Below are 13,961 nucleotides of genomic sequence, written 5' to 3'. Positions count from 1 at the left end.
AAGTCCGCATTCCGGGACTTGGGCGATTTCGGGATTATATCATCCGCAAAGAAAAACTCCGAAGCGCGGACGCTTCGGAGTTTGGTTATTCTTGTGTCAACCAGCGTTTGGCTGATTCGATATCGTCAAAGTATTTGAGCGGTTGACCGGTGATCATCGTGAGCAGGTCGGCTAGTTTTTGTTTTATGCCGGTGACGCCGAGAACAGCCGTTTTCTTCACGTAGGCTTTGGTGGCGGCGGACGCCGCATTCATGGCGGGGAGCAGTTCGGCGTCCACATTAGTGTCGCGCATGTCGGTCAGCACAAGCACGGAGTTTTGCGGCTGAGCTTTTACAATTTCTTGCACTTCCGCTAATTCCGCTTTCACCGCGGCGGAGTTGTAGAAGAGTTGAGAAAAATCCTGATAAAAGATCTTTTTGCCGTTGTATTCGATCCACTCAGAGCGCATGTTAACCTCCTGCTTCTTTCTTGGTTTTGGAACGGGGCGCGAGACTGTTTGTCGTGACCCCAGTCATTTCCATTTTCTTTTTATGGTCGGAACGGAGAGCGAGAAAAGTTGCCGCTGCTCCAGCCAGTTCCCACGCGCCGACGCCGAAGAAGCCCGCCGGGGCGAGTTGGCTTGCTACCGCGAGCGTGAATACGATGAACGTAATCGCGCGGAATGGAACCGTCCATTTGTAAAATTGCTTTACGTCATTTAACGCGGCGAAGATGTAGTACGCGCCCATATTAAACGAAGCCATCGCGGAGGCGGTCATAAAGAGGAGGGTGTAGTCTCCGGCGGCGCGCGCGGCGCGTTCTAGCACGGGGAAGCCGAGGAGCGATAAAAGCGTCTCAGGGCGGACCAAGCCGACCAGTCCGAGAAGAAGCGCAAGAAGTCCGAAGACGAAAATTGTCCAGCCTGAGGCGTCCCGTATTTTGAATTTTGTTGGCATGCAGTTTCCTTTCGCAGAATTATACCGGCGATTTTGCCTCGAGCCTCGACAAATTTGTTTGGCTCGCCTATACTCCGAATATCTTTTACGGAGGATGTGTGTCGAAATATCAGGTGGTGGTGGCTGGAAATATTGGCGTCGGCAAAACCTCGCTTACGGAGCGGATCGGTTCGCGCCTTGGCTGGTGGACGGGGTATGAGTCGGTGGCGGATAATCCCTATCTGGCTGATTTTTACAGCGATATGCGCTCGTGGTCGTTTCATTTGCAGGTGTTTTTTCTCGGTCATCGCGCCGACCAATATCTTGAAGCCGCGCGCGACCCGCGTTCGGCGATCCTCGATCGGAGCGTGTACGAGGATTTCCATATTTTTGCGCGGGCGTTGCATCACATGGGCGACTTTGCCGAGCGCGATTATCTGGCGTATCGTCGTTTGTTCGATCTGGTGATGAATAGCATGCCGCGCCCGAATTTGTTGATCTATTTGAAGGCGCCGGTGAACGTGTTGATGGACCGCATCCGCCGGCGCGCGCGCGGGATGGAATCGGGCATCACGCCGGGGTATCTAACCCTGCTCGATTCTTTTTACGACGAGTGGTTGGGCGCGTTCGATATGTGCCCGGTGCTTACCATCGCTACCGACGATCTGGATTACGTCCATCAGCCGAAGCATTTGGATACCGTCGTGGAGCGGATACAGAATAAACTTTCGGGCAAGGAAGTGGTGGAGTTTTGACGCGGAGGAAACTCCAATTCGTTTTCGGTGTTTGTGTTTTCGCGCGGTGGCGTTTATCTTATGAGTGAATCCCTCAAAACAACCAATCTTTCAGCCAGCCTGCTTACGCGGATTCCGCTGTTTTCCCAGCTTCCCTTCGATGAGTTGAATTTGCTTTTGAACGCGTTGGACAGGGTGCGGTTGAATGCGGGCGATATTTTGTTCAAAGAAGGGGAGTTGGCGGAGCATCTGTACATTGTGGCGCGCGGACAGCTTGAGATCAACATGGCTTCGGGGACCGCGAACGAGCTTGTCCTCAATGTCATTAATGAAGGCGAATACCTTGGCGAGATGGGTATCATCATGCCTGGCGGGAGACGCACAGCGGGCGCGCGGGCGCGGGGCGATGTTTTACTGCTCAGCATGAGCCGCACGCAATTTCAAGAGTTGTTACAGCGGCATCCCGAATTGGCGAATGCGATGGTGAGCGTATTAAGTTCGCGCCTCGATAACACCAATGTGCAGACCTTCCGCGACCTGACCGAGAAAAACCGCCAATTGCAAACCGCCTACGATGAGTTGAAAGCCGCGCAGGAGCAGTTGATTGAAAAAGAGCGGCTCGAGAAGGAACTTCAAGTAGCCGCGGAGATCCAAATGTCCATTTTGCCGGATGTGTTGCCCGCGCCGGAGGGATTCGACTTTGGCGGGCGCATCCTGCCAGCGCGCCAGGTGGGAGGCGATTTCTACGATGTGTTTGAGTTGGGCAATGGAAAGATGGGCGTTTTGATCGGCGATGTTTCCGACAAGGGCGTTCCCTCCGCGATCTTCATGGCGAGGGCGCACGCGCTCATTATCGCGGAGGCTGATAATTCCACGTCGCCCGGCGCAGTGTTGCGCATGGTCAATGAACACATCACCCGCCTCGAAAAATCCACGCAGTTTGTTACCGCATTGTATGGCGTGCTGGATACGCTTACAGGAGAGTTTTCCTATGCCCGCGCCGGGCATGAGCCTCCGTTGTTGATCGGCGAGCGCGGCGATATCCATCGCCTGCCGCACGAACCGGGCATGGCGCTTGGGCTGTGGGAGGATATGCTGTTGGATGAAAACAGCATCCGCCTGGCGAAAGGTTCGTTGCTGGTCATGTTCACAGACGGCATGACCGATTGCCGCGATCCGAACGGCGCGCCTTTCGGGCTTGAACGAATTAAAGAGACGATGAGGGGTTTGCGGTCGCTTTCCGCTCAAGCGGCGTGTGACCGTCTCTTCAGCACGTTGATGGATTATCAAAACGGGGCAAAGCAGGACGATGATGTGACGCTATTGGCGATCCACGCGAAATGACAAGAGACCGGATAGCCGGTCTCTGTTTTCTTTTTTTCTCTACCGCACAGGAAAGATTTTTACCGCAAAGCACGCTAAGGTCGCCAAGTTAAAAAGGTTTTCTTTGCGTTCTTTGCGGATGTCGCATGGCGCCATGACGACACTTAGCGGTGCAAATATACGGTAGAGAGTCTTTTTTTTTAGGCTTTTTCCAGCGCCTGTTTGATATCTTCGATCAAATCATCACGGTGTTCCACGCCAATTGACAAGCGGATAAGAGCCGGGTCAACCTCCAATTGCGAGCCGGCTACCGATAGGTGAGTCATCGCCGCCGGGACTTCGATGAGCGATTCGACTCCGCCGAGCGATTCGGCGAGCGCGAAGATTTTCGTCGCCTCAACCACCCGGGTCGCGGCTTCCTTTCCGCCTTTGACGATGAACGAGACCATGCCTCCGCCGTTCCTCATTTGTTGTTTCGCAACCTTTTGTTGTGGATGACTCGCGTGGTACGGATAGATGACCTTGTCCACTTTGGGATGCTTTTCAAGAAATTCAACGACAGCCGTAGCGTTTTCGTAGTGACGTTCCATGCGGAGGGGCAGAGTTTTGATTCCGCGCAAGACCAAGAAGCAATCCATCGGTCCTGGTATCGCGCCGACCGCGTTTTGCAGGAAGTAAAGCCGGTCTGCTAATTCCTTATCTTTCACGATCACAGCGCCGCCGACCACATCCGAGTGACCGCCGAGATATTTCGTCATCGAGTGGACGACGATGTCCGCGCCGAGTTCGAGCGGACGCTGAAGGTAGGGTGTGGCAAATGTGTTATCAACAACGAGGAGCGGCTTGTTTGCATGCGCGTGGACGATTTCTGCCACGGCGCGAATGTCGGTGATGCGCAAATATGGATTGGTCGGAGTCTCCAACCATACGAGGCGCGTGGAGGGAGTCAACGCGTCGGCGACCGATTCAGGATCAGTCGTGTCAGCAAATGTAAAGTCGAGGTTGAAGCGGCGGAGGATCTTGTCGAAGAGGCGGAAGGTGCCGCCGTACACGTCGTTGCCTGCCAGCACATGCGCATCCGCGCTCAGTAAACGAAGGACGGTGTCCGTCGCGGCGAGTCCCGAAGCGAATGCCAATCCGAATGCCTCGCCCTGAGCTTGTCGAAGGGAACCGCCTTCGAGCGCGGCGAGACAATCTTGCAATGCCTTGCGCGTTGGGTTCATCGTGCGCGAATATTCGTATCCTTGTCGCGGTTTTCCAATCCCATCTTGCATGTATGTAGATGTGAAATAGACGGGCGTCATCACCGCGCCGTTGTTGGGGTCGGGTTCCTGACCCGCATGAATTGCCAGCGTTTCAAATTTCATTCGGTCTCCTTTGTTGATCAGTGCCAATAAAATCATACAGGAAGAACTTGATTTGAGCAATGTTCGTGAAGAACTTAAACGGTATGGGGAATATTCCGGCGGAAATGATTTGGTCTTATAATTCAAGAAAACTTGGATGAGGTGTCCTATGTCCGACAGTGTCTTTGAAGCTCTTCGTCCCTTCTTAAATGCGATCCTGATTGGCTTAGGCGGGATTCTCATTGCCTTGATCGTTTCATGGGTGGTCAGTCATTTATTAGCCCGCCCCATGGGATCGGTGTGGAGCCGGTTCATCGGGAGTTTTCTCGCGCTTGCCATCGGCATCTGGACGGTGAAAGTGATTCTGGACACCACCGGCGCGGCGGGGTTGCTGGTCGTCGTCGTGACGGCGATCACCGGCGCGTTTGCCATCGGCTCCGAGCGAATCGCCGGCGACCTTTTGGCTGGCGTCAGCTTATTTGTTGGGCGCACCTACAGCGCGGGCGATTATGTTGTAATTGCAGGACGAGAAGGCAGGGTGGCGAATGTTTCGCTCTTTCTCACCACACTTGAGACCGTGAACGGTGATGAAATCTATATCCGCAATGCGGAAGCGACCAACGGAACGATCATAAATTATTCAGCGCATCCCGGTCATCTGATCTCCGTAAAGGTTCCACTGCCGGTGAATCAAGACTTGAATAAAGCCGTTGAGGCGATACAGAAAGCGGTGACTGGTTTCGCCCCTGAACTATCAACCAAGGCATTAAGTCAACCGGCGGTTGTGGTGCAAACAGCAGACGAAGGCTATTTCATCATTGAAGTCCGCGCATACATGACCGATCGGCTGGACGCGGGTCCCGAAATGACGCGACTCTTTCTGCTTGCCGTGAACGCGATCAAAGAAGCGGGGTTAAGTTTGGACGCCAACGCGTAGGAAATCTCTGTGGCGCGCTTTCAATCTACGCAGTCGCCGAAACGCGCGGGCAGTCGTTCGTCTGTGCGTTTGTTCGTGGTCGCGTTGACCGCGACCATGCTTGCCACCGGCGGATTTGGAACGCTCCCGAAGAATCCTATTACTCGCGCGGCACAGGAACAAATCGGCGAAAATGTGCCCGAGCCGTTTTTGGAACCGGTCAATGCGTATCTCGAGCAGATACAGGCGCCGACGATTGAATCGCAGCCTCGCCCGACGAATGGACCTATTGATCCTGTCGGTTGGATATTAGCCGGGCTTTCATCTCAAACTCCTGAAGCTTCGCCGACCGCTTCAACTCCGACCTTTACTACTGCTCCCACATCCTCGAACACCTTCACGCCGACGATTGCTCCCAGCCAAACTTCTACGCCGACGCTAACTGTTTCTCCAACTGCTACTGTTTCGATGACGCCCACGCAGGCTTGTCCTCGTCCGTCAACCACCCCGGCGATGACGACATTTTTCAATAGCTCCAAACTCACCATAGACGTGTATATGGTCGACCCCGCGTGTAAACTCATTCTCTTTTTCACTCTTGGACCGGAACAGTCTGTTACCCAGCAAACTTCCATTGGACAGAAATGGTGGTTCATTGAATCGTCTGCCGGTCGTCTCCTTGCCGATTACTTCGTTAAATCGCCAATCGAAAGCGTGGATGTGTCCACTGGAGCGATAACAGTCGTAACGCCCACGCCCACGCCATTTGGCGGTTTGACAGTCGGCAATGTGGTTCTCACAGACGACCTTTCTCAATTTGGAACAACGATCACGCTGATACCGGGGCAGGAGTTTTATGTCTCGTATGATTTTCAAGTATCCAGCAGTTCATGCCCCACATGTAATGTTCAATTGATCACCGGGTTGAGTAATCTAAGCAGTAGCGGGGCTTGCGCCTACGCCGGTGTTCCCGGCGGCGCGCCGGGGGCGTCTGGCGTCGAGAGCGCGACACTTACCGCGCCAGCTTCGCCCGGCGCCTATTCGGTTGTTGTGGAATATCATCAAAAGGCTTCGTGCGGAGACGCGCTTTCAAACTTTGGATCGGGCGCGGCTTTCTTCATGCAGGTGATCGGGCAGATCATCGTTCAATCTGGCTCTTCTTGATCAGCGAGTATTTCCAGCGTTCCAATCTTTATGCTACAGGACTTACGCAGTTGGCGGGCAGTTGCACTGCCGCCGCCGCAGTGCAACTACGGCGCAACAGGTTCAACTGCTTACATCCTGTATTTTTTTTCTCTGCGACTCCGCGTCTTTGTGGCTAGACTGCGCAACTTCAATTACTCAAAGAACCGGGTGAGCCATTCCAGGGAATAATATCCCGCGTAGGCAAAACATGTCATCTTGATGAGTTGGCCGATCCAAATAAAGAAAAGGAACGTGCGCATTGGCATTTTAGCGATACCTGCGGCAACGCCTGCCACATCGAAAAAAGGATTCGGGATGGCGGCTAATACGAGGATTGCCCAGCCGCCGTATTGATCCACCCAGGGCTTGATGCGCTCGTACACATTCGTATTTTCGATCACTGCCTGACCGCTGAAACCGGCAAGGTACCCGGAGAGTTCTCCGATCGCGCCGCCCGTCCCTGCTGAAAGCCCGACAAGCAAGGGATTGAACACCGCCCCCATGGCGTAGATGATAGCCACGCCGGGCGCGGGGATGAAGACAGTCGCGTTTGCAAGCAGGGCGATTAAGAAGACACCGGGATAACCGAACACCGCAAAGTCCTCCACCCGGTCGCGTATGCTGAATACCAACGCGGTGATCCCCAGGACGACGAGGAGCGCCAGCGCGCGCAGGATATTGATTTGAAGTTTCGAGCGCTTCTGACCCGGCGACGACTCTGGTTGCGGCGAGGGCTTATTCGCTTTCTTCGATGGTGACACGGAGAATCTTTACGGCTGGGGCGTTGCGGTTGTTTGGGTCGCGCGCGGGAATCGACATCAACACATCCAGCCCTTCTACAACCTGGCCGAAAACGCTGTGGCGGTTGTTGAGATGCGGGGTGGGCCCGTGTGTGATGAAAAATTGCGAGCCGTTGGTGCCGGGTCCGGCGTTCGCCATGGAGAGGACGCCTTGTTTATCGTGTTTCAGGCTGGGGTGAAATTCATCTTCGAATTGGTACCCGGGTCCGCCCATGCCGGTGCCGGTGGGGTCGCCGCCTTGCGCCATGAAATTATCGATCACGCGATGGAAGATCACATCGTCGTAGAATCCTTCGCGCGCGAGGAAGACGAAGCTGTTTACGGTCTTGGGCGTTTTGTCGGCGAATAGTTCGATCACCATCGCGCCTTTGTCTGTTTCCATGCGCGCTTTGTATTTTTTCTTTGAGTCGATCTGCATTGCGGGTGGGGTCTTCCATTGTTTTGACATGTGTATTCTCCTTTGATTTTGAGACCTCGCAGGACGCTTCGCGAAACCCTGTGAGGTCTTATTTTAATAGCGCTTCGATGCGCGCCACGACCATATCCAGCGCGGCGGTGTTGAATCCGCCTTCGGGGATGATCACATCGGCGTAACGCTTCGAGGGTTCGACAAACTCGAGATGCATGGGGCGGACAGTCGCCTGGTATTGCGCGATCACCGATTCGGTACTGCGCCCGCGTTCGTGGATGTCGCGCTCGAGGCGGCGGATGAATCTCAGGTCGGCGTCGGTGTCTACGAAGATCTTCACGTCGAACATTTTTCGCAATTTGGCTTCCGTGAAAATAAGAATACCTTCCACGAGAATAACACTGCGCGGCTGGACGATGAAGGATTGGTCTGTGCGCCGGTCGGTGGCAAAGTCATATACGGGGACGTCCACAGGCTGCCCGTCGCGGAGGGAGGCGATGTGTTCGATCAATAATTCCGATTCGAGCGAGTCGGGGTGGTCGAAGTTGATTTCCGACCGCTGAACGGGGGGCAATCCGCTAAGGTCTTTGTAGTACGAGTCGTGTTGCAAAAAGGCGATGCGGTCGCGCCCGACCCTGCTGAGGATGGCATGCGCAACGGTGGTCTTTCCAGAGCCTGAGCCGCCTGCAATACCAATGACGAGAGGGTCTGGATGTTTCATACGGGGCGATTATACGTGATTTCACGATGTTGATGATTGTTAGGTATAATACTTCGACAAGTATGAAGAATTGCTATCGAGGAGCCTGCCTTGGCGTTCAACCCGGTTAATTGGCTGTTGGGCTTATTTTCACTGGATATTGCGATCGATTTGGGGACTGCGAACACGTTGGTGAACGTGCGCGGCAAGGGAATTGTCATCAACGAACCTTCCTGGGTGACGATTGATAAGCGCTTGCGTCAGCCGCTTGCCATCGGTTTGGAGGCGAAGGAAATGATGGGTCGCACGCCGAGCAATGTGGCGGTTGTGCGCCCGTTGCGCGATGGCGTGATCGCCGACTTCGATATTACCCAGGTGATGTTGGAATACTTCATTGGCAGGGTTCACGAGCAAAATATTGTGCCGCTTCCGCGCCCGCGCGTGGTAGTGGGAATTCCCACCGGCGTGACGGAAGTGGAAAAACGCGCCGTGTATGACGCGGTGATGGCGTCTGGCGCGCGCGCGGCATATATGATCGAGGAACCGATCGCCGCGGCATTGGGGGCTGGTTTGCCCATGGGTGAAATTCGCGGCAGTATGGTGGTGGATATCGGCGGCGGAACGACAGAAGTGGCTGTGATGTCTATGAGCGGCGTGGTCGCCTCCCGTTCGTTGCGCGTGGCTGGCGATGAGATGGACCAGGATATTGTGCAGTATTTGCGAAATAAATATAACCTGCTCATCGGTGAAGGGGTTGCGGAGCAGATCAAATGGAAGATCGGTTCGGCGTATCCGCTTCAGCCGGAGAAAACGATGGAAGTGCGCGGACGGAATCTGGTGACCGGTTTGCCGGAAAGCATCGAAGTTTCATCGGTGGAGATGCGCGAGGCGCTGGCAGGGTCGGTGCAGGTAATTATCGATACGATCCGCGACGCGTTGGATGAAATTCCTCCGGAGATCGTTGCCGATCTGATGGATGCCGGTATCTGCCTTGCCGGTGGAGGCGGGCTCTTGCAAGGGCTTGCGGACCGCCTGACGGATGAAGTGAAGTTGCGCGTATGGGTCGCCGAAGACCCGCTCACATGTGTGGCGCGCGGCGCTGGCATGGTGTTCGATGATTTCGATAAGTTGAGCCGTTATCTTGTTGGGCTGGAGCGCGGCAGCACCCGGCACAGCGCGTAACGGGTGAAAATTCATCTTCAAAAAAGAAAAATCTGCGTTTATCAGCATCCAGCATAGGTTTTGACTTGTTACCGATAAGATCTAAGAAATAAAATGAGAAATAATTTTTCGCGCGCGCTTCAGACAACGATCATCTTTCTGGTCGTGGGCGGGGTGATCGCGCTTGCGCTGGGGGGATATTTCAGCTCCGCATCGAACGTGTTCACAGGGTCGCTGGTCAATTTACAGACGTGGTTCTCCTCTCGTTTTATCGCAGTGCAGGAGTTTTTGACCGCGCCGCGCGATGTCGCCTCTCTGCGCCAGCGTAATGCGGAACTCGAAGCGGAGGTTTCTGAATTGCAAGCGCAGGTGATCCAGCTCCAGCAACAGGTTGGCGAAACAGAGATTCTCGCCGCGCTGGTCGATTTTTCGCGCGCCAACCCGGACAATACCTACAAAGCCGCCGAGGTGATTGGGCGCGACCCGAGTCCGTTTTTGCATTATGTGATCATCAACCGCGGTTCAAATGATGGGATCCTGCGCGGCATGCCGGTCGTCACCGACCAGGGGCTGGTTGGGCGCGTAGATGCGGTGATTGCCAACGCGGCGCGCGTGCAACTGATTACCGACCCGGCCTCGAACGTGAATGTGAGATTGGAAAACGCGGAGACCGACGCCTCGCTTGTTGGCTCTGTCACCGGCGACCTCGAACTGGAATTGATCTCGCAGGAAACAAACGTCGAGGCAGGCGATCTTGTCCTCACCTCGGGGCTGGGAGGCGGATATCCTCCGGACTTGATCGTCGGACAGGTGGTCAACATCCGCGCCCGCGATTTCGATTTATTTCAACAAGCCACGGTCCAGCCGGTGGTGGACTTTAACCGCCTCCAAATTATTTTGGTGATCGTAAACTTTACCCCGGTGGATATCGGTCCCCTTTTCCCGACTCCATAACCATGCGCGACCTTCTTGCGATTCCCATCATCCTTTTGGCGGTTGTCTTGCAATCTTCCCTTGTGAGCCGCATTCCGTTATTGTCCGGTCATGCCGACCTGCCGCTGGTGATCCTTGCGGCATGGGCGCTGCAAGAAGGCGTGGATACCGCCTGGCATTGGGCGATCTCGGCAGGGTTGATGGTTGGGTTTGTCTCGGGAATTCCGATCCTTGTTCCGCTCGCCGCTTATCTTCTGGTTGTAACTCTGGCGCGACTCCTTCAACGCCGCGTTTGGCAGGCGCCTTTGCTGGCAATGTTCGGAATCACCTTTCTAGGCACATTGTTTTTACACATTGTCTCGTTGGGCGCTTTGCGCTTGAACGGCACAGCGTTGCCCATTCTCGATACGTTGGGGTTGTTGACCCTGCCGAGTATCCTGTTGAATATGCTTCTTGCCATCCCTGTCTACGCGGTGATGCGCGACCTTGCTCGTTGGATGTACCCAGCCCCGGAGTTTGAATGAGTAATCAATCTGAGAATAAATTCCAAACACAGCCCTGGCGGTTGTTACTGATCTATGGCGTGATCGCCTTCGTTCTTGCAACGATCATTATGCGGCTTGTGTCTCTGCAAATTTTTAGCGGACAGGAGTGGCTCGACCAGGCGGTCGAAAATTATGTGGCTGAGGTCAGCGTGCCGGCTCAGCGCGGGATCATCTATGACCGCAACGGTTATATTTTGGCGCGTAATATCGCTTCGTATAATGTGATCATCACCCCGGCGGGTTTGCCGGACGATGAGGGTGACATACAAAGGATTTATCGCGAAGTTTCCGAACTGACGGGCGTGCCGGCGGGCGGTCCGGTCACCGATGAATCGCTGGAAAACGCCAAGTTGTTCTCGGCTTGCGTGCCGGGACCCAGCATTGCAGACATGGTCGCGCTGGGCGATTCCATTGCGCCGTTTGTGCCGGTCAAGATCAGTTGCAATATCGGGGAAGAGCTTGCCCGTATCGTGCGCGAACGTTCGGTCGATTGGCCCGGCGTCTCGTTGGAGATCGAGCCGGTGCGAGACTATCCGACGGGTTCGCTGACCGCCAATGTCGTCGGCTTCCTCGGGCCAATCTCTGCCGCCTTTCAATCGGCATATGAAGCCCGCGGATTTGTAGCCAACCGCGATAAGATCGGGTACGCCGGCATTGAAACATCCATGGATGACATCCTGCTCGGAAAAAACGGACTGCGCGTCATTCAAGAAGATGTGGCTGGCGAAGAATTGCGCAACCTCGAGCCGCCCATCCCTCCCACGCCGGGGTATAACGTGACCCTGACCATCGACACGCGTCTGCAAAAGGTCGCCGAAGCCTCGCTGATCGATGAGATCAATTTTTGGAACACTCGTTTGGATGCGACCCACCTTATCTCCAGCGGCGTGGTGATTGCCATGAACCCGAAGACCGGGGAGATCCTTGCTATGGTATCGTACCCCACCTATGAAAACAACCGATTTGCCCGCTTTATACCGGGTTATTACTACGAGCAGTTGGCGCAAGATCCGCGCCATCCTCTTGTGAACAATGCCATCTCTGCCGAGTTGGCGCCGGGCTCCACGTTCAAACTTTCCACAGCCACGGGCGCGTTCAATGAAGGCGTTATCCAGGTTGGTCAAATCGTTGAAACTCCTGGGCGGTTGTTATTGTGCGAACGGTTTCGCCCCACCGACCCGTGCACCGACCGCAACTCACGCCCATTTGTGGATTGGAACTATGAACGCAACGGCGTGATCAATGAAGCCGGGTTCGGTTCGCTCGACTTTTTCAGATGTATCGCCTATTCGAGTAACGTGTGCTTTTATAAGCTCGGTGGAGGGTTTGAGGATGAGATCAAAGAGGGGCTCGGCATCTTCCGTCTCGGCGAATACGCCCGGGCGTTGGGGTATGGCGCCCGCTCCGGCATCCAACTGCCCGGCGAGGAAGATGGACTCGTCCCATCCCCGCAGTGGAAACGCATCAACACCGGGGAAAACTGGTCCACAGGCGACACGTACATCGCCAGTGTGGGGCAGGGGTATGTGCTGGGCACGCCATTACAAGTTTTGATGTCCGGCGCCACGATCGCCAACCGCGGCAAACTCATGCAGCCCACACTCGTCCGCGAAGTGCAAGACGGGGAAGGCCATGTTGTCCCGTTGTGGTTCGACCCCGAAACTTTCTTCATTTACGAACAGCGGACAACGACCGATGCCGATGGCCGCGAGCGCGTGGTTTGGGTGAATATGGCGGACGAAACAAAGATTTTCCCCTTGCCGCCCGCCGGGAGTTATCAGATCTCGCCATTTACCCCAAACATAAAATGGGATGTGACCGTGGAACCGATCATCAATGAATGGAGCTGCGAGGCAGGGTATTGCGACCTCACCGGAAATACGAAGACCATCCTGCCAGCCACCATCGAAGCGGTTCGCACTGGCACGCGCATGGCGGTAACCGAAGACCCGCTTGGCACGTTGCACCGGGTGTTCACAGAATTCTATCCGATACCGATCGCGGTGGCAGGCAAGACCGGCACGGCGGAATACTGCGATGATGTCGCCCGGGTGTTGGACCGCTGTCGTTTTGGACGCTGGCCCACCCATGCCTGGACGCTTTCATACGCGCCCTTCGACGACCCGGAGATCATCGTCCTTGCGTTTGCCTACAACGGCGGCGAAGGCGGTTCGGTTGCCGCGCCGATCGTGGCGCGCGTGTTGCAGGCATACTTCGAACTGAAAGCCATAGACCTTGCGCGGGGCGATTAAAACTTCAACGAATACTTCATGCTATAATTTCGCAATCGATACAACGCATGGAAGACACCACAACGCTTCTTCAGATCAAAGGTATACGCGACGGACTGCTCGTTTCGATTGATGACGCTCCGTGGGATGAACAGCGTTCCGCGTTGCTTACCCAGGTGGATTCTCAGCCCGCATTCTTTCACGGCGCGCGCCTTGCGCTGGATGTTGCGACACAAGTGTTGAAGGTGGACGATCTTGCGGAATTGCGCGATCAACTTTCTGAGCGAGGCATCTTCCTCTGGGCGGTTATCAGTGAATCGCCGACCACAGAGAAAACGGCGCAGTTGCTCGGTTTGGCAACTCGAATCGCAAAGCCGCGGCCTGAAGATTCAAGGGCGTTTGCCCCGGAAAATGCCGGCGAAGAGGCTTCGCTATTTTTGAATAAAACGCTCCGTTCCGGCGCCCGTGTTGAATATCCCGGACATGTGGTGGTGCTTGGCGATGTGAACCCCGGCGCGGAGATCGTTGCCGGAGGAAGCGTCATCGTCTGGGGTCGCTTGCGAGGGATGGTTCATGCGGGGGTAAAGGGCAATGCCGCCTCGGTGATCTGCGCCCTCGACCTTTCGCCAACTCAAGCGCGCATTGCCGGTGAATCGTATGCCGCATTGGAGCCGAGCGAAACTCAACAGCCCGAGATGGCGCGCATCCATCAAGATGGAAAAATCCACGCTGAACTTTGGTCAGCTAAATAAGCCATAGGAAAA

General features: G+C 55.1%; 15 protein-coding genes. 9 read left to right on the top strand and 6 right to left on the bottom strand.

Translation table 11 applies throughout. The features are described from left to right. Positions 1-85: 85 nt before the first annotated feature. Both AC16KF_RS11865 and AC16KF_RS11860 read right to left on the bottom strand, forming a co-directional pair. A complete protein-coding gene (locus AC16KF_RS11865) occupies positions 86-448 on the bottom strand; it encodes a hypothetical protein (protein ID WP_484037531.1) in 363 nt (120 codons plus the stop codon). Position 449: 1 nt separating this feature from the next. Continuing rightward, positions 450-935, bottom strand: coding sequence for a hypothetical protein (locus AC16KF_RS11860; RefSeq protein WP_484037530.1), 486 nt, complete (start codon positions 933-935; stop codon positions 450-452). Positions 936-1,033: 98 nt separating this feature from the next. Here AC16KF_RS11860 and AC16KF_RS11855 point away from each other — a divergent pair, with 98 nt between their 5' ends. Further along, positions 1,034-1,669, top strand: a complete 636-nt coding sequence (locus tag AC16KF_RS11855) for a deoxynucleoside kinase (protein ID WP_484037529.1) — start codon at positions 1,034-1,036, stop codon at positions 1,667-1,669. Between the two features lie 60 nt (positions 1,670-1,729). After that, positions 1,730-2,992, top strand: a complete 1,263-nt coding sequence (locus tag AC16KF_RS11850; RefSeq protein WP_484037528.1) for a PP2C family protein-serine/threonine phosphatase — start codon at positions 1,730-1,732, stop codon at positions 2,990-2,992. 179 nt (positions 2,993-3,171) lie between these two features. On the opposite strand, the gene AC16KF_RS11845 is transcribed toward AC16KF_RS11850, so the two are convergent. Continuing rightward, a complete protein-coding gene (locus tag AC16KF_RS11845; protein ID WP_484037527.1) occupies positions 3,172-4,338 on the bottom strand; it encodes a cystathionine gamma-synthase in 1,167 nt (388 codons plus the stop codon). 148 nt (positions 4,339-4,486) lie between these two features. On the opposite strand from AC16KF_RS11845, the gene AC16KF_RS11840 reads away from it, so the two are divergent. Then, positions 4,487-5,254 (top strand): mechanosensitive ion channel family protein, encoded by a 768-nt coding sequence (locus tag AC16KF_RS11840; RefSeq protein ID WP_484037526.1) that lies wholly within the window; start codon positions 4,487-4,489, stop codon positions 5,252-5,254. 9 nt (positions 5,255-5,263) lie between these two features. Then, positions 5,264-6,397, top strand: coding sequence for a hypothetical protein (locus AC16KF_RS11835; RefSeq protein ID WP_484037525.1), 1,134 nt, complete (start codon positions 5,264-5,266; stop codon positions 6,395-6,397). Between the two features lie 173 nt (positions 6,398-6,570). Here AC16KF_RS11835 and AC16KF_RS11830 read toward each other — a convergent pair whose 3' ends face one another. The 3 genes from AC16KF_RS11830 to udk are packed head-to-tail and all read right to left on the bottom strand — an operon-like array spanning position 6,571 to position 8,348. Continuing rightward, a complete protein-coding gene (locus tag AC16KF_RS11830; RefSeq protein ID WP_484037524.1) occupies positions 6,571-7,179 on the bottom strand; it encodes a VTT domain-containing protein in 609 nt (202 codons plus the stop codon). Continuing rightward, entirely contained in the window at positions 7,154-7,666 is a 513-nt protein-coding gene (locus AC16KF_RS11825; protein WP_484037523.1) for a peptidylprolyl isomerase, read from the bottom strand. Before AC16KF_RS11825 ends, AC16KF_RS11830 begins: the two co-directional genes overlap by 26 nt. 58 nt (positions 7,667-7,724) lie before the next feature. Continuing rightward, a complete protein-coding gene (udk, locus tag AC16KF_RS11820) occupies positions 7,725-8,348 on the bottom strand; it encodes a uridine kinase (protein ID WP_484037522.1) in 624 nt (207 codons plus the stop codon). 90 nt (positions 8,349-8,438) lie between these two features. On the opposite strand from udk, the gene mreB reads away from it, so the two are divergent. The 5 genes from mreB (at position 8,439) to minC (ending at position 13,949) form a co-directional block, all read left to right on the top strand. Beyond that, positions 8,439-9,509 carry a rod shape-determining protein MreB gene (gene mreB, locus AC16KF_RS11815; RefSeq protein ID WP_484037521.1) on the top strand — a complete coding sequence of 357 codons (1,071 nt, stop codon included), beginning with the start codon at positions 8,439-8,441 and terminating at the stop codon, positions 9,507-9,509. 93 nt (positions 9,510-9,602) lie between these two features. After that, positions 9,603-10,442 (top strand): rod shape-determining protein MreC, encoded by an 840-nt coding sequence (mreC, locus tag AC16KF_RS11810; protein WP_484037520.1) that lies wholly within the window; start codon positions 9,603-9,605, stop codon positions 10,440-10,442. Positions 10,443-10,444: 2 nt separating this feature from the next. Next, positions 10,445-10,945: a rod shape-determining protein MreD gene (locus tag AC16KF_RS11805; protein WP_484037519.1), complete on the top strand. Its 501-nt coding sequence runs from the start codon at positions 10,445-10,447 to the stop codon at positions 10,943-10,945. Then, a complete protein-coding gene (locus AC16KF_RS11800; protein ID WP_484037518.1) occupies positions 10,942-13,218 on the top strand; it encodes a penicillin-binding transpeptidase domain-containing protein in 2,277 nt (758 codons plus the stop codon). The genes AC16KF_RS11805 and AC16KF_RS11800 overlap by 4 nt, the downstream gene beginning before the upstream one ends. Positions 13,219-13,265: 47 nt before the next feature. After that, the gene (minC, locus tag AC16KF_RS11795) at positions 13,266-13,949 is read left to right on the top strand and encodes a septum site-determining protein MinC (protein WP_484037517.1); all 684 of its coding nucleotides are present in this window, start codon (positions 13,266-13,268) and stop codon (positions 13,947-13,949) included. Positions 13,950-13,961 lie beyond the last annotated feature (12 nt).

It is taken from the genome of Candidatus Defluviilinea gracilis (assembly GCF_057138825.1).
This window is presented reverse-complemented; position numbering and strand designations above follow the sequence as displayed.

Coding starts and splice junctions, on each gene's coding strand:
- AC16KF_RS11865 (WP_484037531.1), bottom strand. CDS start 448: ATGCGCTCTGAGTGGATCGAATACAACGGCAAAAAGATCTTTTATCAG.
- AC16KF_RS11860 (WP_484037530.1), bottom strand. CDS start 935: ATGCCAACAAAATTCAAAATACGGGACGCCTCAGGCTGGACAATTTTC.
- AC16KF_RS11850 (WP_484037528.1), top strand. CDS start 1,730: ATGAGTGAATCCCTCAAAACAACCAATCTTTCAGCCAGCCTGCTTACG.
- AC16KF_RS11845 (WP_484037527.1), bottom strand. CDS start 4,338: ATGAAATTTGAAACGCTGGCAATTCATGCGGGTCAGGAACCCGACCCC.
- AC16KF_RS11840 (WP_484037526.1), top strand. CDS start 4,487: ATGTCCGACAGTGTCTTTGAAGCTCTTCGTCCCTTCTTAAATGCGATC.
- AC16KF_RS11825 (WP_484037523.1), bottom strand. CDS start 7,666: ATGTCAAAACAATGGAAGACCCCACCCGCAATGCAGATCGACTCAAAG.
- udk (WP_484037522.1), bottom strand. CDS start 8,348: ATGAAACATCCAGACCCTCTCGTCATTGGTATTGCAGGCGGCTCAGGC.
- mreC (WP_484037520.1), top strand. CDS start 9,603: ATGAGAAATAATTTTTCGCGCGCGCTTCAGACAACGATCATCTTTCTG.
- AC16KF_RS11805 (WP_484037519.1), top strand. CDS start 10,445: ATGCGCGACCTTCTTGCGATTCCCATCATCCTTTTGGCGGTTGTCTTG.
- AC16KF_RS11800 (WP_484037518.1), top strand. CDS start 10,942: ATGAGTAATCAATCTGAGAATAAATTCCAAACACAGCCCTGGCGGTTG.
- minC (WP_484037517.1), top strand. CDS start 13,266: ATGGAAGACACCACAACGCTTCTTCAGATCAAAGGTATACGCGACGGA.